The sequence below is a fragment of the Streptomyces sp. ISL-11 genome (assembly GCF_018614525.1).
Lineage (GTDB): Bacteria > Actinomycetota > Actinomycetes > Streptomycetales > Streptomycetaceae > Streptomyces.
Window position 1 is genome coordinate 64420 of sequence record NZ_JAGGOL010000027.1, and the last position, 17266, is coordinate 81685.

General features: G+C 70.7%; 19 protein-coding genes and 2 pseudogenes. 11 read left to right on the forward strand and 10 right to left on the reverse strand.

Annotated elements, in window-relative coordinates; all coding sequences use genetic code 11:
• Positions 1-105 precede the first annotated feature (105 nt).
• Positions 106-1155 carry an Inducer of phenazine A gene (locus tag J7E86_RS07220; RefSeq protein ID WP_215080671.1) on the reverse strand — a complete coding sequence of 350 codons (1050 nt, stop codon included), beginning with the start codon at positions 1153-1155 and terminating at the stop codon, positions 106-108.
• Positions 1156-1212: 57 nt separating this feature from the next.
• A complete protein-coding gene (locus J7E86_RS07225) occupies positions 1213-1962 on the reverse strand; it encodes an SDR family oxidoreductase (protein WP_215080672.1) in 750 nt (249 codons plus the stop codon).
• Between the two features lie 362 nt (positions 1963-2324).
• Between J7E86_RS07225 and J7E86_RS07230 the strand changes: the two genes are divergently transcribed.
• Positions 2325-3368 carry a LuxR C-terminal-related transcriptional regulator gene (locus J7E86_RS07230; protein WP_251018777.1) on the forward strand — a complete coding sequence of 348 codons (1044 nt, stop codon included), beginning with the start codon at positions 2325-2327 and terminating at the stop codon, positions 3366-3368.
• A gap of 25 nt (positions 3369-3393) precedes the next feature.
• On the opposite strand, the gene J7E86_RS07235 is transcribed toward J7E86_RS07230, so the two are convergent.
• Positions 3394-3834: a GNAT family N-acetyltransferase gene (locus tag J7E86_RS07235; protein ID WP_308312504.1), complete on the reverse strand. Its 441-nt coding sequence runs from the start codon at positions 3832-3834 to the stop codon at positions 3394-3396.
• A gap of 5 nt (positions 3835-3839) precedes the next feature.
• Complete coding sequence (locus tag J7E86_RS07240; RefSeq protein ID WP_215080674.1) at positions 3840-4472, reverse strand: DsbA family protein; 633 nt, start codon at positions 4470-4472, stop codon at positions 3840-3842.
• Between the two features lie 198 nt (positions 4473-4670).
• Here J7E86_RS07240 and J7E86_RS07245 point away from each other — a divergent pair, with 198 nt between their 5' ends.
• The 3 genes and pseudogenes from J7E86_RS07245 to J7E86_RS30870 form a co-directional block, all read left to right on the forward strand.
• Complete coding sequence (locus J7E86_RS07245) at positions 4671-5663, forward strand: NADPH:quinone reductase (RefSeq protein ID WP_308312505.1); 993 nt, start codon at positions 4671-4673, stop codon at positions 5661-5663.
• A gap of 489 nt (positions 5664-6152) precedes the next feature.
• Positions 6153-6248, forward strand: a pseudogene (locus J7E86_RS30865) (DNA-binding response regulator); the annotation flags it as partial.
• Position 6249: 1 nt separating this feature from the next.
• Positions 6250-6444, forward strand: a pseudogene (locus J7E86_RS30870) (response regulator transcription factor); the annotation flags it as partial.
• Here J7E86_RS30870 and J7E86_RS07255 read toward each other — a convergent pair.
• Complete coding sequence (locus J7E86_RS07255) at positions 6357-7058, reverse strand: class I SAM-dependent methyltransferase (protein WP_215080676.1); 702 nt, start codon at positions 7056-7058, stop codon at positions 6357-6359. The pseudogene J7E86_RS30870 and the gene J7E86_RS07255 sit on opposite strands and share 88 nt — an antisense overlap.
• 469 nt (positions 7059-7527) lie before the next feature.
• Here J7E86_RS07255 and J7E86_RS07260 point away from each other — a divergent pair, with 469 nt between their 5' ends.
• Positions 7528-7677 carry a hypothetical protein gene (locus tag J7E86_RS07260; protein WP_308312506.1) on the forward strand — a complete coding sequence of 50 codons (150 nt, stop codon included), beginning with the start codon at positions 7528-7530 and terminating at the stop codon, positions 7675-7677.
• A gap of 30 nt (positions 7678-7707) precedes the next feature.
• Here J7E86_RS07260 and J7E86_RS07265 read toward each other — a convergent pair whose 3' ends face one another.
• Genes J7E86_RS07265 through J7E86_RS07275 form a run of 3 tightly spaced genes read right to left on the reverse strand, consistent with a single transcriptional unit; the run spans position 7708 to position 9691 of the window.
• Positions 7708-8607 (reverse strand): aminoglycoside phosphotransferase family protein, encoded by a 900-nt coding sequence (locus J7E86_RS07265; protein WP_215080678.1) that lies wholly within the window; start codon positions 8605-8607, stop codon positions 7708-7710.
• 50 nt (positions 8608-8657) lie between these two features.
• Complete coding sequence (locus tag J7E86_RS07270; RefSeq protein ID WP_215080679.1) at positions 8658-8867, reverse strand: DUF397 domain-containing protein; 210 nt, start codon at positions 8865-8867, stop codon at positions 8658-8660.
• On the reverse strand, positions 8864-9691 hold the full coding sequence (locus J7E86_RS07275; RefSeq protein ID WP_215080680.1) for a helix-turn-helix transcriptional regulator: 828 nt from the start codon (positions 9689-9691) through the stop codon (positions 8864-8866). The genes J7E86_RS07270 and J7E86_RS07275 overlap by 4 nt, the downstream gene beginning before the upstream one ends.
• A 132-nt stretch (positions 9692-9823) precedes the next feature.
• On the opposite strand from J7E86_RS07275, the gene J7E86_RS07280 reads away from it, so the two are divergent.
• The 3 genes from J7E86_RS07280 (at position 9824) to J7E86_RS31800 (ending at position 10718) form a co-directional block, all read left to right on the forward strand.
• Positions 9824-10072 carry a hypothetical protein gene (locus J7E86_RS07280; RefSeq protein WP_215080681.1) on the forward strand — a complete coding sequence of 83 codons (249 nt, stop codon included), beginning with the start codon at positions 9824-9826 and terminating at the stop codon, positions 10070-10072.
• Positions 10069-10224, forward strand: a complete 156-nt coding sequence (locus J7E86_RS31795; RefSeq protein ID WP_215080682.1) for a hypothetical protein — start codon at positions 10069-10071, stop codon at positions 10222-10224. The genes J7E86_RS07280 and J7E86_RS31795 overlap by 4 nt, the downstream gene beginning before the upstream one ends.
• 107 nt (positions 10225-10331) lie before the next feature.
• On the forward strand, positions 10332-10718 hold the full coding sequence (locus J7E86_RS31800) for a VOC family protein (protein WP_215080683.1): 387 nt from the start codon (positions 10332-10334) through the stop codon (positions 10716-10718).
• A gap of 95 nt (positions 10719-10813) precedes the next feature.
• Here the strand turns inward: J7E86_RS31800 and J7E86_RS07295 are convergent, their stop codons facing one another.
• Positions 10814-12436 carry an MFS transporter gene (locus J7E86_RS07295; protein WP_215080684.1) on the reverse strand — a complete coding sequence of 541 codons (1623 nt, stop codon included), beginning with the start codon at positions 12434-12436 and terminating at the stop codon, positions 10814-10816.
• A 399-nt stretch (positions 12437-12835) separates the two neighbouring features.
• Here J7E86_RS07295 and J7E86_RS07300 point away from each other — a divergent pair, with 399 nt between their 5' ends.
• Positions 12836-13420, forward strand: a complete 585-nt coding sequence (locus J7E86_RS07300) for a hypothetical protein (RefSeq protein WP_215080685.1) — start codon at positions 12836-12838, stop codon at positions 13418-13420.
• Between the two features lie 88 nt (positions 13421-13508).
• Here J7E86_RS07300 and J7E86_RS07305 read toward each other — a convergent pair whose 3' ends face one another.
• A complete protein-coding gene (locus J7E86_RS07305; RefSeq protein WP_215080686.1) occupies positions 13509-14108 on the reverse strand; it encodes a TetR/AcrR family transcriptional regulator in 600 nt (199 codons plus the stop codon).
• A 107-nt stretch (positions 14109-14215) separates the two neighbouring features.
• Between J7E86_RS07305 and J7E86_RS07310 the strand changes: the two genes are divergently transcribed.
• Together J7E86_RS07310 and J7E86_RS07315 are read left to right on the forward strand one after the other, a co-directional pair.
• A complete protein-coding gene (locus J7E86_RS07310; RefSeq protein WP_215080687.1) occupies positions 14216-14986 on the forward strand; it encodes a glucose 1-dehydrogenase in 771 nt (256 codons plus the stop codon).
• A 584-nt stretch (positions 14987-15570) separates the two neighbouring features.
• Positions 15571-17223 carry an FAD-dependent oxidoreductase gene (locus J7E86_RS07315; protein WP_251018778.1) on the forward strand — a complete coding sequence of 551 codons (1653 nt, stop codon included), beginning with the start codon at positions 15571-15573 and terminating at the stop codon, positions 17221-17223.
• The last annotated feature ends 43 nt before the right edge of the window (positions 17224-17266 follow it).

The following is a 17266-nucleotide window of genomic DNA, read 5'->3' on the forward strand; positions in this document are numbered from 1 at the left end:
TCTTCTTCGGCTTGCGGCGGAACAACGCGTCCAGGATCTTTCGCACGATGGACATGGCGGGCACGCCCTTTCCGGGGAAGTGGGTGGCTGGGCGGGAGGGTGCGGTCAGGACAGGCCGAGGGTGTCGGCCATGACGCGGGTGACGATGTCGTGGCCCAGGTCCGTGTAGTGGGCGCGGTCGACGAAGATCCAGTCCTTCGTGGTGATCGCGTCGGCGACGACGGGGTTGAGGTCGAAGAACCGCGCGCCGGCCTTCTCACAGGCGGGCCGGAGGGCGTCGGCGTAGGCGCGGCCGGCCTCGATGGAGGCGATGACGCCGTAGTTCTCCTCGAAGGAACCGTTCCTCGACAGGCTGTTCAGCTCGTCGAAGAGCAGCTTCTCCTGCGGTGCGTGCTCCTCGCGCAGCCACGGGGCCATGGCCTGGAGGGCGAAGGTGATGCGGACGTCGGGGCCCACGAGCTGCCGCAGCGTCTCCAGGTGGCGGCCGGTCAGCTCGACGGCGGTGCCGATGAGCTCGGACAGCGGCCGCTTGCGCTCCGGCGGGGCCGGGCGGGCGGGGGCGGGCTTGCGGTCGCCGCGCAGGCTGAAGCCCTTGGCCGGCGGTGCCGCCTCCTTGCGCGCCTTGGCCCGCAGCTCCTCCACGGACTCGTAGTACTCGCCGCAGAAGAAGAAGGCGCCGTGCTCGCCGTGCTGCCACTCGGGAAGCAGGGAGAGCGCGAGGTTGTTGAGACCGGAGACGACGACGATCTCCTCGACCTCCGGCAGCAGGTGGCGGTGGAGGGTGTAGAGCATCAGCTCCTGGGCCGAGTTGTAGCTGCGGCCGGAGAAGTTGAGCCAGGGGGCGGACGGGGCGTACTTGGACCACAGCAGCGAGGGGGTGGTGGCGGCGTCGCTGGTGGCGCCGATGCCGAGCGCCGTGGAGCTGCCCATGAGCAGTTTCACCGGGCCCTGGGGCACGTCACCGGCCGCCGAGGCGGTGCGGCCGTCCGGCCCGTGGGAGAGACGGAAGCCCAGCCGGTCGGTGTTGATCACGTCGGAGCGGTAGCCGGCCCGGTGGAAGTACATCAGGTAGGGCAGGTAGCGCACCTCGCCCCGGTCGTCGAAGTCGTCGTACTGGAGCAGTTGGGGGGTGAGGGTCTCACGGTACAACTTCACGGAACTGTCTCCCTGTTTCCGGGGGTCGCCCCCGGGATCGCTTGCGGCCGGCCCCGGTCAGCCCCGGAACAGCGGCCCGCGGTGAATCCGGTGCTGTGCCGCCTGTGCCAGCGGGCGCACCACCAGCTGGTCGACGTTGACGTGCTGCGGCAGCCCGACGGCCAGCGCGACGCACTCGGCGACGTCCTCGGCGGTCAGCGGCCGGTCCACGTCGGCGTATACGGAAGCCGCCTTGGCGGCGTCGCCCTGGAAGCGGTTGACGGCGAACTCCTCGGTCGCCACCATGCCGGGCGCGATCTCGACGACCCGTACGGGCTCCCCGCACAGCTCCAGGCGCAGGGTCTCGGTCAGGGCGTGCTCGGCGTGCTTGGCCGCGCTGTAGCCCGCGCCGCCCTCGTAGTTGACGAAGGCCGCGGTCGAGGTGATGTTGACGATCGTGCCGCCGTCGTCCTTGCGCAGCAGGGGCAGCAGCGCCTGGGTCACGCGCAGGGTGCCGAGGACGTTCACCGAGAACATCCACTGCCAGTGGTCGGCGTCGGCCAGGCCCACCGGGTCGGCGCCCAGGGCGCCGCCGGCGTTGTTGACCAGGACGTCGCAGCGGTCCAGGGCGGCCACGGCCTGTTCGACCGCCGCCGCGTCGGTGACGTCGAGCGGCAGTGCCCGCCCGCCGATCTCCTCGGCGAGCCGGGTCAGCCGCTCCTCGCGCCGGGCCATGACGACGACGTCGTGGCCGGCGGCGGCGAGCCGGCGGGCGGTGGCCGCGCCGATCCCGCTGCTCGCACCGGTCACCACGGCCGTTCCGGCCATGCGGACCACCTCCTGGAATGTCTCTTGATAAAGGGGAAGCCGGTCGGGCCGGGCGGCCCGCTCAGCCCCACGCGGAATCGCGGCGGGCCGACGGCTCGGCGGCTGTGGCGGCCTTTACGGAAGGACGGTTACCGGAATCCGACACTCCGATCTGTTCGGAGAGAGCAAATCCCGTGGACGCTACCGGTGAAAGAAGATCGAAGATTCCAGAAATATCGCGGTGATTCATGGTCCCCACCTCTTCGGCATTCCGGCGCATTTGTTTTCCGGCGCCGTCGAGGACACTAACGACAAAACTTCATCATTCATCAGTCCTGAATGGCATCATGATCGAGAAGTGCGGAAACCAGAAGGGGGAGCGAATGTGTGTAAGACGTGATCAGACCGGACAGAACAGTCAGATCGAGGTGTGCGGCCCCGGCATGGAGCACTACCGCGAGGCGCTGATCCAGGGCACCGCCTCGGGCCCGGTGCCCCACTGCCTCCTGGAGCTCGGACTGCTGCGCCCGTCGCCGGACGCGCTCGGCACGTACGTCCCCGTGCCCCCCGACGTGGCCCTCTTCGACATGGCGCGCCCCATCGAGCGCTCCATCCTCACCCAGCAGCACGCGCTGGCCTCCATGAGGGTGTCCGTCTCCCGCCTGGAGACGGTCTATCAGGAAGTGCAGCAGCGCTCGGCACCGGTGCGGCTGATCCTGGGCGAGGACGCCATCAGCGCGGCCCTGGAGAAGGCCGTGCGCTCCTGCCGCCGCGAGCTGCTGACCGCACAGCCCGGCGGCGGCCGCGATCCCGAGCTGCTCGCCGAGGCCCTGGACCGCGATCTCGCGCTGAGCGCCCGGGGGGTGCGCCAGCGGACCGTCTACCAGCACACCGTGCGCTCGCACGGCCCCACGCTCGCCTACATCGAGCGGATCAGCGCCGGCGGCGCCCAGGTCCGCACCGTGGACGAGGTCATCGACCGCCTCATCATCTGCGACCGCTCGGTCGCCTTCATCCCCGGTGACCAGCAGCGCCGTACCTCCGCGCTGGTCATACAGGACCGCGGCGTCATCCAGTATTTACTCAAGTACTTCGAGTACATATGGGAGCGCGCGAAACCCTTGCACGAGAACGGCAACAACGGCCCGGAAACCCTCACCCACGAGACCCGGCGCGCGATATTGGAACTGATCGTGCGGGGCCACACGGACGCGGCCATCGCGGCCCGGCTGGGGATCAGCACCCGCACGGTCTCGGCCCATGTGAAGAAGTCGGCCGACCTGCTGGGCAGTCGCAGCCGGGCACAGCTCGGCTATCTGATCGCCCGCACCGGCCTGCTCGACACGGCGAGCACACCCGCCACCGGGCCGGCCGCCGCGAGAAAGAGAGATCCCGTCGCATCGAGCGACGGGATCTCTGTCGTATGAGGCCGGTACGGACCGGCCTCCCGCCTCACCCCGCCGTGACGTCGTGGGCGAAGTGGAAGGCCGAGACCGCCATCCGGCGGGCGTGGTAGAAGCGGTGGGCCCCCCGGTTGGTCACGCCCGAGTCGAGCTCGACGCGCGCGCAGCCTGCGCGTCCGGCCCGGGCGACGAGCTCCTCCCACAGGCCCGTCCCCACCCCTGTGGAGCGCAGCCGCGGCTCGGTGACGAGGTCGTCGACCTGGAGCACCCGGCCGCGGCTGGTCGCCAGCACGCGGTACGTGGCGACGCCCGCGCAGGCCCCGTCCGCGTCGTACGCGGCGAGGAACACCAGGCCCTGCCCGTGCGCCTCGGTGACGAAGCGGGCGCAGTCGTCCTCGCTCAGCGCCGGGCGCAGGGCGCGCAGCAGCGGCCGGACGCCGGACGCCATGCGCGGGTCGCCGGGCGTGATCTCCGCGAAGTCGAGGGGCACGGCGGTCAGTCGACGTTCAGCGAGCCGGTGCGGGTGCGCTTCAGCTCGAAGAAGTCGGGATAGGAGGTCAGCAGGCGCACACCGTCGAAGATCCGTACGGCGTCCTCGCCGCGCGGTATCGAGCTGAGGACGGGACCGAAGAACACGACGCCGTCGATGTGCAGGGTGGGAGTGCCGACGTACGCTTCCGCGACGGGGTCCTTGCCCTGGTCGTGGCTGGCCCGCAGGGCCGCGTCGAGGCCGGGGTCGTGGGCGGCGGCGGCCAGTTCGGCGGGCAGGCCCAGCTCGGCCAGGCTCTCGCGGACCACCGCGTCGAAGTCCTCGTTCTTGCCCTGGTGGATGCGGGTGCCGTAGGCGGTGTAAAGGTCGCGCAGGTGCTCCTCGCCGTGCCCCTGGGCCACGGCGACCGCGACGCGCGCCGGGCCGATGGACTTGTCGACCAGTTCGCGGTACCACTCGGGCAGGTCATTGCCCTCGTTGTGCATGAACAGGCTCATGGCGCGGAATCTGACGTCGATGTCGCGCCGGGCCTCGACCTCCAGGATCCAGCGGGAGGCTATCCAGGAGAAGGGGCATGCGGCGTCGAAGTAGAAGTCGACGGTGGTCTTCTTCACCGGTGTCTGCTGATCGTTGGTCACGCGGCGACCATAAGCCGGACAGTGGACCCGGGTTGTGGGCCACTCGGCCGGGAATTCCTTGGGCCAATTGCCCGGCCGCACACGGGGCGTCGTCCGCGGCCGGCGGGACGGGCGCTGCCCCCGGGTGACTTGACAGAGGGCGGGCGAAATCCGGGGCGACGGCAGACGCCGTCCGCCGGCGGCTGTCAGGATCTGCCCGTGATCAAGCGCGCCGCCTATATCGAACAGCTCGGGCCGCCGGACGTCATTCAGTACGGCGAGTTGCCCGTTGTCCCCGCAGGCCCCACCGATGTGATCGTCGACGTCACGGTCGCCACCGTCAACCACGTCGACACCTTTGTGCGTTCGGGTGCCTGGCGCACCCCGGTCGAGTTCCCGTTCGTCGTCGGCCGCGACCTGGTCGGCACGGTCGCCGAGGCCGGGCCGGGCGCGCCGGACTTCCGGCCGGGCGACGTCGTGTGGTCCAACAGCATGGGCCACGGGGGCCGTCAGGGCGCCGCGGCCGAGCGGGTCGTGGTGCCGTCCGAGCGGCTCTACCACCTGCCCGACGGGGTGGACCCGGCCGACGCGGTCGCGCTGGCGCACCCGGCGGCGACCGCCTATCTCGCCCTGTTCACCCACGGCCGGCTGCGGGCCGGGGAGACGGTGGTCGTCGCGGGGGCCGGCGGGAACGTCGGCGGCGCCCTCGTCGTCATGGCCGCGCGGGCGGGCGCCCGCGTCGTGGCGACGGCGAGCGCGAAGGACGCCGAGTACTGCCGCTCGCTGGGCGCCGCGGAGGTCATCGACTACCGCGAACCCGACGAGGCGGACCGCGTCCGCGCGGCGTGCCCGCACGGCGCCGACCTCTACATCGACACCTCCGCGCGCAACGACCTGCCCACCGCCGTCGACCTGCTGGCCAAGCGCGGCAGGATCGTGCTGCTCGCCGGGCTGCGGACGCGGCCCGTGCTGCCGGTGGGCCCGCTGTACCTCAAGGACGCCTCCGTGGTCGGCTTCGCGATCTCGCAGGCGAGCACCGGGGAGCTCGCCGAGGCGGCCGGGGCCATCAACCGGCTGCTCGCGGCCGGGCTGCTGCGGCCGCGCGCCGTGGACGTCCTGCCGCTGAGTGCGGCCGCGGAGGCGCACCGGCGGGTGGAGGCCGGTGAGGCCAATGGCCGCCGGGTCGTCCTGCGGACGGGGCTTCGCGGGTGAACTCGGTGTCCGGCGGGTCTTCGGCTGCGGGCCGGTTTTTGCCGCCTGCGGCGGCGGGCGCGGGTCTCCGGCCGCGGGCCGTCCTTGCCGCCTGCGGCGGCGGGCGCCCTGCGGGCGCGTCCTCAATCGCCGGACGGGCTTGATTTGGCTGGGCTCAGCCGTCTTCAGCCCGTCCGGCGATTGAGGACAGGGCCGGAGCCCGACGCGATCGTCGAGGCCGGACGGCATGCCCGCACGGGCCGCCCGTATGCGGAGAATGGTGACCGCGAGGACCAGCACCCATCCGTCCATCCCGAACGCGGCGACGCGTTCCATTCCGCCCAGTCCGATTCCCGGATCGCACTGAACGAAGAACATGACCGCCGCGGCCACCGCGACGACACCGATGGACAGGGTCACGGCACGCAGCCCGCCGAGAAGACCCGCCCGCCGGACGAAAGCGGCGCACAGGATGCCGACGTCGTCGACGACGAACTCACGCGCACCGGCCTGCGGGCCCTGCTGGCGGCCAAACCCGACCTGGAGGTCGTCGGCGAGGCCGCCGACGGCGCGGACGTCCTGCCCCTGGTCGCGCGGCTGCGCCCAGGAGGTCGCCGCCGCGCCGACGGTGAGCCTGGAGACCGTCAAGACGCACGTGGGCAACGTGCTGACCAAACTGGACGCGAGCAACCGCACCCACGCGGTCGTCCTTGCCTACGAGGCGGGGCTGATCGGCCCCGTGGACGGGCCGGACGACACGTCCACCAGGGCGCCGGGCGGTGCGCTGCGCATCAGCAGATGACCTCGGCGGAACCGCTCCTCCGCGTGGGGCTCGCGCAGCATCCGCCCGACTTCGACGAACCCGGCCTCGCGCGCCAGGCCGGCGAGGTCGTCGACCGGCCACCGGTAGGCCGTCGTCACCTTGTGGTCGAAAGCCGCCACCGGCCCTCCCTCTGCCTCGAAGAAGGCGAGCAGGAGGTGTCCGCCAGGGGCCAGCAGCCGGCGGAACTCGGCGAAGTACGAAGGTATTTCCTGCGGAGGGGTATGGATGACCGAATACCAGGACACTATGCCGGCCAGTTCGCCGTCGGCCAGGTCCAAGGCGTCCATCGACCCGATCTCGAAGCGCAGGTCGGGGTGTGCCTGGCGGGCAAGGTCGATCATCACCGGGGACAGGTCGACACCGAAGGCGTCCAGCCCCAGGCTCCGCAAGTGCGTCGTCACATGTCCGGGGCCGCATCCGAGCTCGGCGACGGGTCCCGCACCGGCGGCGCGCACGGACTCGGCGAACGCGGCGAGCACCGCACGATCGAGGGGCTGCTGGTCGAGCCAATTGCGGACGAGATCGGCGTAGAGGGCGGCGACGGCGTCGTAGGCATCCGCTGTAGCCCGCAGATAGGAGGAGGAGTCAGTCACAGGGGGCGACACTAGGCCGTGTCCGGCGGATCATGTGAGCGGGCACTGCGGGCCGTGTCGTGCGCACCACCGCTGCGCGGCGGTGTCCTCAAACTCCCCCAGCTACCGCTGGGGGTGCCCCCAACAGGCTGAAAGCGGCTGAGCCCAGCGAAATCAAGCCCGTCTGGGGGCACCTCCCAGCGGTAGCTGGGGGAGATTGAGGACGCGCCCCCAGGGCGCCCGCCGCCGCAGGCGGCCAAGCCGGCCCGCAGCCGAAGATCCGCCGGACACGGCCTAGCCCCCTGCACCTCGCCGCGGGACTCGCCCGCCGGCGGCCTGGCCCGGCCTGGCCGGGAAGCGAGCGAGGCGGCGAGCGCCTGTCCGGATCCCGGCTCCGGATGCGCCCGGACGGATCCGGGCAGACGCTGGAGGCATGCCGGGACACGTCAGGATCACGGTTCATCCGCCCTCGTCATCAGGAGGACGGCGGGTGAGTGCCGGTGCCGAGCACCTCGGGGTGGCGTACGGCGTGGCCGATGTCCTCGAATTCCTTCGGCGGGCCGGGGCGGATCCGGATGAGGTCCAGCTGGACGATCCGCGATTCGTGGAGTGGCGCGGCGGAGGCCCCGGCGTGTGGTGAGCAGCCGGGGCCACCGACGGTGGGGAGGTCTCAGCCCTCTTCCAGCACCGCCCGGATCACGTGCCGGGCGTTGCCCGCCATCGCCGGGTTCGTCCTCCGGTGGTCCGGCAGCGCGATCAGCGCCTGCGAGAGCGTCCGGCCCCGGCCGCGGCTCCACGTCGCGTCGTCCACGCCGAGCGCCTCACGGAAGACCTTCCTCCCATCGGCCGGCAGCAGATTCCACGCCGGGAACAGATCGCAGGCCGGATCGCCCGCCCCCATGCACCCGAAGTCGATCACCGAGGTGAGCCTGCCACCGTCCACCAGCAGATTGCCCGGCATCAGATCCGCGTGCAGCCAGACCGGCGGCCCGTCCCAGTCCGGGGCCCGCAGCGCGTCCTCCCATACGGCGGCCACGGCATCGCAGTCGACGCCCTCCTGCGGGATCCCGCGCAGTTCCTCGATCGCCGCCCGGGTCGACGCGTCGAGCGAGGCGAGCGGCCCACCGCGGTAGGCCGCCGGTGCCCCCGGCAGGGTGACGCTCCGCATCGCCGCCACGAACCCGGCGAGATCCTCGGCCAGCAGCACGGGCTCGCTCAACGCCCCCGCCTCGGGGTTCTCCCCCGGCAGCCACCGGTACACCGACCACGGCCAGGGATACCCCTCGGCGGGCTCCCCCGCCCCGAGCACCTCCGGGATGGGCACGGGCAGCCGGGCGGCGAGGCGGGGCAGCCACTCACGCTCCACCCCTACGTCCTCGGCTCCGCCCTTCACCAGCGGCAGCCGTACGACCATGCCGTCGCCCAGCCGGTACATACCGTTGACCGTGCCACCGGACGGAAACCGCTCCACCGCCAGCCCCGCCCACCGGGGGAACTGCCCGGCGACCAGCCGCCGTACGAGGTCCTCGTCGACGGGGTGCGGCCCGGGATGCGTCTGTCCTGTGCTCATGCGCCGCCATCCGATCGCCGGACGCCGACGGGCGTCAAACGCTTTTCCGGCTAGGGCCGCAGTTCCCCCTGCCGGAGGGCGGTGACGAATGCGGCCCACGCGGGGGCGGGGAAGAGGAGGGGCGGTCGGTGGAGGTGCTTGCTGTCCCGGACGGGGACGGTGCCGGGTATGTTCTCGGCGACTTCCAGGCATTGACCTTCGTTACCGCCGCTGTAGGTGGACTTGACCCAGACAGCGTCGGCTATATCGGGTGTGCTCACGAGATCCACTCCTCCATCACCTTACGAATCAAGGCCAGCGAGGCCTCTGGGGACAGTGCGTCGGCACGCAGCCGATCGTAGGTCACGTTGGCATCAGCCACGCTGGCCGCAGAGTCGATCACCTGCCCGGATACCGGGTTCTCCACGTAGAGGACGTCCGGTTCGTCATCACCGAACTTCATCACGTTGAACGCGAAATGCGACGCCGGTGCCCCCGCCCCGAACGGGAGCACCTGGAGGGTGACATGCGGCGACTCGGCTTCCCGCAACAGGTGCGCCAGCTGCTCACCCATGACTTCCGGACCACCGATCATCCGGCGAAGGCACGCCTCATCCAGAATCACCCAGAGCAGCGGAGGGTTCTCGACCTCCATCACCTCACGTCGCTTGAGCCGTCGCGCGACCTTTTCCGCAGTCACATCGAGATCGTCTCGCGGGTGCGCTTTCCGGAAGACCGCGTGCGCATATCGCTCGGTCTGCAGGATGCCCATGACGAGAGCCGGGCTGTAGTCCAGGATCGTCGTCGCCCGCTGTTCGAGCCTCACGTACGGTTCGAACCACTCGGGATACCCGCGACGGGCAGCCCGCTCTCGCAAACGTGCGAACGTGCCCGGTGCACCGAACGCCTTGTCGCAGGCGACCGCAAATTCGAGACTGGCCAGACGTTCACCCGCCTCGACCTTGGCCACGTACTGCTGCCCGTACGTCGCCTTCTCACCCAGCTCCCGCTGGCTCAGCCCCAGGTGCACGCGCCACTCCCGTACCTCTGTGCCGAAATAGGCCGCACCGTTCAGCGGCGTCGCTTCACTCTGATCGCCTGCCATGCCAAACCCCTTTCACCCCAGCCTCATTGGGGTGGCCTCAACCCTGGTCAGAGTACGAGCGGAGGGCAACGCTGGGCGCACAGACAGTGAACATCGCCCCGTGTGGGCGAACCGGTTACGTGAGGTTGCCCTATGGCCCATACCCAGCCCCCCATCCGCTACGCGCCCGCCGTAGGCGAACTCGTCTGGGACCGTGCCGGCAAGCGCGTGGGCGAGGTCATGGACGATCAGTGGTCGCGCTACCAACTGCGGCTGCCCGGCGGCGGAATCGAGTGGCATGCCGCACCGGCGGACATCCGCCCGGCCACCCGCGCGGAAGTGCTCGCCGCGCGCGTCGCCGCCGCGAACGCCGAGAGCCGACGGCGGGACGGCCACCGGTGAGCACGCCGACCACACCGCCGGAGGTGCCTCCGTGTGCGGAGTGCCGGGAGATCAAGGACGCGCGCTATCAGGCCATGCGGGAGGGCGACGTGGAGGAGGCCCGCGCGTGGCGGGTCGCGATGGGCCGCCATCTGTGGGAGGCGCACCCGTAAGAGCCGTACACGCCGGGGAAAATGCCCGCCGGCCGCCCGGCCCGCCCCGGTACAGTCCCGCGAGGCACCGCACCCCGTCCCGTACTCATCGCATCCCGGGAGACCCCGTGACGTCCCTCATCCGGCACATCACCTTCGACTGCGCCGCACCCCACGAGCCGTACGCGCTGGCCGAGTTCTGGAGCCAGGTGCTCGGCCATCCGGTCGATCCGGCGGACCGGCCCGGCGACGACGAGGTGGCGCTGGACGTGCCCGCCGGTCGGACGACCCTGCTGTTCGTGCGGGTGGCCGAGAAGAAGACGCTGAAGAACCGGGTCCACCTCGACCTCCAGCCGGACCGGCCTCGGGAGGAGGAAGTGGAGCGGGTGGCGGCGCTCGGTGCGACCGTCGTGGACGACCGGCGCAGGCCGGACGGCGGGGGCTGGGTGGTGTTCGCGGACCCGGCCGGCAACGAATTCTGCATCGAGGCCAGCGCGGCGGAACGCCCGGCGTGACGCGTACGCCGTGATGGACGGGGCGGCCGCCGAGGGAACAGCGTCTTACCGGGCCCCCATTCGTCGGCGAGCACCGCGTCGCCGTGTGCGTCGGGTCAGCGGCTGCCCACGTCATCGCCCTCATAAGCAGGTTGGTGATCGGCCCCGGAGTGGGGGGTCGCCCCCGTCACGGAGCGGCTGCCTCCTCGATCGGAGTCCGGCTCCTGCGCCGGCCCCGTGGGCCTTCCGGCAGGACGCAGGGCAATCACCAGCACGGCTGCTCCGAAGAGTGCGATGAGCATGATCCAGACCGCGCCGACGTGCATGGCGTGAATGAACGCATCATCGGCAGCGCGCGCAAGAGCGGGCCGGTGGATCGCGGTGGCGACATGCCGGGCCTGTTCGGCGGAGACCCGCGCCCGCTCCTGCACCGGCCCGGGTACATCGCTCAGCGAGGGTTCGATCGCGCGCCGATACACGATCGACATGATCGTGCCGCCCACTGCGATCCCGATCACGCTGCCGGTCTGTCGCACGGTGTTGGTGACGGCCGACCCGGCACCGGCCCGTTCCAACGGCAGGGAGCTGATCAATGCTGCCGTCACCGGGCCGATGGAGAGGCCCTGGACCAACAACAGGATCTCGATCCCGATGAGTGGGGTGTGCAATCCGAGGAACCCGCACGCGCCCATGGTCAGCGCCGCCACGGTGAGCGCCGGTACGGTGACAGATCGTAGTGACCAGTTATGAACCAGACGCGCACCGAGGGGCGCCCCCAGGACCGCACCGAGCGCGGTCGGGAGACTGGCCAAGCCCGCCTCCATCGGCGAGAAGTCGCGTGCGCCCTGTAGGTAGAACGCGTTGTAGAAGGTCACGGCGGTCACAGCGAAGAGGAGCAATCCGAGCGCCACGTTACCGCCACCGAACGCACGTTGTGCGAGCAGTCGGGGATCGAAGCTGGGCACCTTGATCCGCAGTTCGACGAGTACGAAAGCGGCCAGCAGGACCAGTCCGACGACGATCGGCGCCCAGACATCCGTACGACTCCAGGCGGCCACCTGCCCCGCACGGATCAGCCCGTAGGCCAATGCCGCGAGCCCGCTGATCGACAGCAACATCCCGGCCGGGTCCAGCGGCCGCCGGACGGGGCTGCGGAAATTCGGGACCAGCATGGCGATCCCGACCAACGCCAGCACCACGACCGGGACATTGACCAGAAAGACCGAGCCCCACCAGAAATGGTCGAGAAGCAACCCCGCCAACACCGGGCCCGCGGCCATTCCGACACCGGCGGATGTCGAGGAAATGGCGATCGCGGTTGCCCGCGCGGGACCGGTGAAGGTCCACATAAGGATGGCCAGGTTGGCGGGCATGATCAGCGCGCTGCCCACTCCCATCGCGGCTCGCGCGGCGATCAGTTGGCCTGCGTCGCTTGCGTACGCCGCCCACACCGAGGACCCGGCGAAGATCACCGATCCGGTTGCGAGCACGGTCCGGTGACCGAAGCGGTCACCCACTGCGCCTGCGGTGAACATCAAGGTGGCGAAGGCCAGGGTGTACGAGCCTGTGGCCCATTGAAGCTCGGCCGGGCCGGCATCCAGTCCACGGACCGGGTCCGCGAGGGTATCCAAGGTGGTACTCAGGACGGTGTTGTCCAGCCAGATCAGCAGCGAGCACAACATGAGAACGGCAAGGATCGACTGCTGCCTGAACTTCGGCAATGTTGGGGGCGTGGTCATGAATACCCTCGGGTGCGATCGGTAAAAACCTGACGACGGGACGGTAGGCAATCGCCACGCCTCTGTCAATTACTGACCGACCGTGAACTGGCCGCCGAATCCGGGGAGTTGCCGGGGCATATCGTTCACGCCCTTGTCAATTTCCGCCCGCTAACAAACCGCTGGTTTTAGCGAGTCGCCGGGGGCATATCTTTCGCGCCTCTGCCAATTCGCCCTGGTGGCGAAATGCGCGTGGGGAGCCCCACGCCTCCCCCGTCACACGCTCCCCTTCGTGCCCACGGTGACAAGAACGGTGCACGCATCGTCGATGACACCGCCGGGCGGCCCCACGAGACTGCTGCCGGACACCGCGGAACTCGTGGACACCGCGCTCACACGGCAACGACAAGGGAGTCATCCATGCGATCCAGGACCACGGCGCTACTGACCACCGGCCTGCTCTCACTGTTCGGGGCACTCGTCACCGCCGGGCCGGCCTCGGCCGGCCAGGAGGCGACCTCCGCGCAGTTCACGGCCCAGGCACGGGCCGCCGGGCTGTCCGCGAGCCAGGCCGACGCGCTGCAGGAGAAGGTGAACGGCTACCTGGACACCATGGGCGGCAAGCAAGTGGCGCCCAGCCGGATCCAGTTGGACGGCGGCATGGTCTACCTGACCGTACCGGGCGAGAAGAGCCCCCGTGACCTGGCCGCCCCGGCCGGTGCCGCAGCGCACTACAACCCCTGCGCGGGCGGCGGCGCCGACTACAAGCACATGTGCGCCTACCGCGGCACGAACTACTCGGGCGACACCGTCGACATGTACACCTGCAAGCGCTACTACTTCAGCACCTGGGGCGGCAGGGGCTCCTGGGACAACAACCAGACCGCAGGCACGGTGGCCCTCATGTACAACCCCAGCGGCGCGGTGATCTACCGGACGCCCCCGGCCCACAGCAGGGACGCCAACGGCAGCTGGGACCCGGTCCGCAGCATCGTCAACTGCTGAGGCGGCCGGAGCCCACCGCGATCGAGACACGAGGCCGCCCCGGACCGCCGGCACCGGGGCGGCCTCACCGCGTCCGGAGCGGGCCCCCTCACACCGGCCAGGCCCCCATCGCCGTCTCCGCCACCCCCCGGAGATCCTCCTCCGTCGCGCCGTCGCGGGCCTGCTGGGACATGCCCTGCATCACCGCGCCGGCGCAGCGCGCGAGCGCGGCCGCCGAGGTGTCCGGCGGCAGTTCGCCGGTGGCGATGTCGTCGCGGACGCGGCGTTCGATCGCCGCGATCGTCGCGGCGCGGCGGGTCCGCAGCGACGCCTCCACCTCGGCGGAGGCGGTGGTGCAGTTGGTGGCCGCCATGAGCATCAGGCAGCCCGTGGGGCGCCCCGGCGCCGTGTACTCGTACGCGGCCTCGCGCAGCACGCGGGCGACGGCCCGGCGCGCGGTCGGCTCCTCCTTCAGGGCGCGGCGCACGAAGTCGCCGTACGTCCGCGCGTACGCGTCGACGACCTCGGCGAAGAGCGTCTCCTTGTTGCCGAACGCGGCGTAGAGGCTGGGCGGGGCGATGCCCATCGCCCGCGTCAGGTCGGCGACCGACGTCGCCTCGTAGCCGTGCTCCCAGAAGGCGAGGGTCGCGGTCTCCAGGGCCGCCTCGCGGTCGAAGGAGCGGGGCCGGCCGCGCTTGCTCGCTGTCATGACCGAATTCTATATCGGCCACTAATCATTGTGTTAGGGTCCGCCGCATAGCGATCGCTACAGAAGTACGTACGACCGGACGCAGAACCACGAAGGGGAGCAGTGCCATGGGTGCACTTTCGGGAAAGACCGCCCTCGTCACCGGCGGAAGCCGGGGCATCGGACGTGCCGTCGCCGAGCGACTGGCCGCCGAGGGGGCCCGCGTGGGCGTGCACTACGGCAGCAACGACGAGGCGGCCAAGGAGGTCGTGAGCGCGATCGAGGCGGCCGGCGGCCAGGCGTTCGCGATCCGCACCCAGCTGGGTGTCCCCGGTGACGCGGCCGAGCTGTGGGCGGAGTTCGACAAGCACGCCGACGGGCTGGACATCCTCGTCAACAACGCCGGCGTCGGCCTGATGGGCCCGATCGAGGCCGTACAGGAGGCCGACTACGACCGGCTGTTCGCGGTCAACGTCAAGTCGCTGTTCTTCGTCACCCAGCAGGCGCTCACCCGGGTGCGCGACGGCGGGCGGATCATCAACGTCTCCAGCGCCACCACCCGCATCGCCATGCCGAACATCGTGGCGTACTCCGCCGCGAAGGGCGCGGTCAACACCCTGACCCTGACGCTCGCCGAGGCGCTGGCGCCGCGCGGCATCACCGTGAACGCGGTCGCGCCCGGCATCGTCGAGACCGACTTCAACCCGTGGCTCGCCATACCGGAGATGAAGGCCACCGCCGAGAGCTGGTCGGCCCTGGGCCGCACCGGTACGCCCGCGGACGTGGCGGGCCTCGCGGCCTTCCTGGCCTCGGACGACTCCCGCTGGACCACCGGCCAGGTCATCGACGTCAGCGGCGGTTCCGCGCTCGGCAACGGACCGGCTGCCGCCAAGCGGTGACCTGATCCGAAGTACCCCTTAGGCGGTGTCCGGTGGGTCTTCGGCCGCCGGCCGCGGTCTTGCCGCCCGCGGCGGCGGGCGCGGGCCTTCGGCCGCGGGCCGTCCTTGCCGCCTGCGGCGGCGGGCGCCCTGCGGGCGCGTCCTCAATCGCCGGACAGGCTTGATTGCGGCTGAGCTCAGCCACTATCAGCCCGTTGGGGGCACCTCCCAGCGGTAGCTGGGGGAGATTGAGGACACCACCGCGCAGCGGTGGTGCGCACGACAAGGGCCCCTCGCCACACGGCGAGGGGCCCTTCGCCGTACCCGCGCACCGACATGACAAAGTCCGCCCGGCGCCCCCGGCCGACCGAGATCACCGGCCGCGCACGCAAAAGCGCAGGAAGAGCCGGGTGCGCGGAACCCATCGGCCGCCCCCACCGCGCCTATGACCGACATCACTTCCGGTGAAGCCGGAATTCCGGGAGTTAATCCCCCCAGGCATTGAGCGGTCTGGCGCACAACTGCCTTGCGCTCAGCGCCTTTCGCGTCACCACCACGGCACACACGGGGGAGTCACCTTGCAGCACATGGATCGTCGTACCCTCATGAGAAGAAGCGCCGCCGTCGCCGGAGGCGCCGCGCTCACCGGCCTCGCCGGCCAGGCGCACGCGGCCGACGAGCCCGCGCCCGGCGAGTCCAGCCCGCTGGAGCGCGCCGGAGGCGCCACGATCGCACCGTCCGACGCCCGCTACCCGGGGCTGACCACGGGCAACAACCAGCGCTTCGTCGCCCGGCCCGAGTACGTCAAGATGATCAAGTCCTCGGGCGACGCCGTACGCGCCCTGAGCGACGCCATCAAGGCCGGCAAACGGGTCTCGGTGCGCAGCGGCGGGCACTGCTTCGCGGACTTCGTCTGTCACCCCGACGCCAAGGTGATCCTGGACTTCTCCGAGATGACGGCGGTCGGCTACGACCCGTCGCTGCGCGCGTTCTCGGTGGAGCCGGGCGCCCGGCTGCTCAACGTCTACGAGGCCCTCTACAAGGGCTGGGGCGTCACCATCCCCGGCGGCACCTGCTACAGCGTGGGCATCGGCGGCCACATCGCCGGCGGCGGCTACGGGCTCCTCTCACGCCGGAACGGCCTGGTCGTCGACCACCTGTACGCGGTGGAGGTGGTCGTCGCGAGCGCCTCGGGCGAGGTCAAGGTCGTCCGCGCCACCCGGGAGGCGGGCGACCCCAACCGCGACCTGTGGTGGGCGCACGCCGGTGGCGGCGGCGGCAACTTCGGTCTGGTGACCCGCTATTGGTTCCGTTCGCCGGGTGCCACCGGCTCCACACCCGGCAACCAGCTGATACAGCCGCCGTCGACCGTGCTGGTCAGCGCGGTCGGCATTCCCTGGAGCCAGCTGGACCAGCAGGGCTTCACGCGGCTGGTGAAGAACTACGGCGCGTGGTTCGAGGCCAACAGCGCCGCGGACAACAAGAACCGCCACCTGAGCAGCATCATGAACATCTCCTCCCAGGCGAACGGCGTCATCGGCCTGTTCACGCAGGTCGACGCGACCGTGCCGGGGGCGAGCCAGCTGCTGGACGAGTACCTCGCCGCGATCACCGCGGGTGTCGGTGCCACGGTCAAGGCCCTGGACAAGCCCAACGGCGAGCTCCCGGCGCTGCCGCAGCTGGCCGCGGCGCGGCAGCTGCCGTGGCTCCAGGCGACCCGCCTGATCGCCACGAGCAACTCCACCCTCAACGACCCGGCGGTGCGCGGCGCCCACAAGTCGGCCTACCTGCGCAAGAACTTCACCGACACCCAGGTCGCCGCGCTGTACGCCGCCCTGACCGATCCCAACTACAAGAACGCCCGCACCATGGCGATCCTGTTCTCCTACGGCGGCCAGGTCAACGCCGTCGCCCCGGACGCCACCGCCTACGCACAGCGCAGCTCGGCCTTCAAGCTGCTCTTCCAGACGTTCTGGAACGACCCGGCCCAGGACGACACCCACCTGGGCTGGATCCGCGGGATGTACGGCAAGTTCTTCGCCGAGACCGGCGGCGTGCCGGGCCTGAACGGTCAGTCGGACGGCTGCTACATCAACTACCCGGACAGCGACATGGCCGACCCGAAGATCAACACCTCGGGTGTGCCGTGGCACGCGCTCTACTACAAGGACAACTACGCCCGGCTCCAGCAGGTGAAGAAGCGCTGGGACCCGGCCGACGTCTTCCGCCACTCCCTGTCGGTGGCGCCCGCCAAGTGAGCGGGCGCGCTGAAGTCGGCTGAGCCCAGCCGAAACAAGCCCG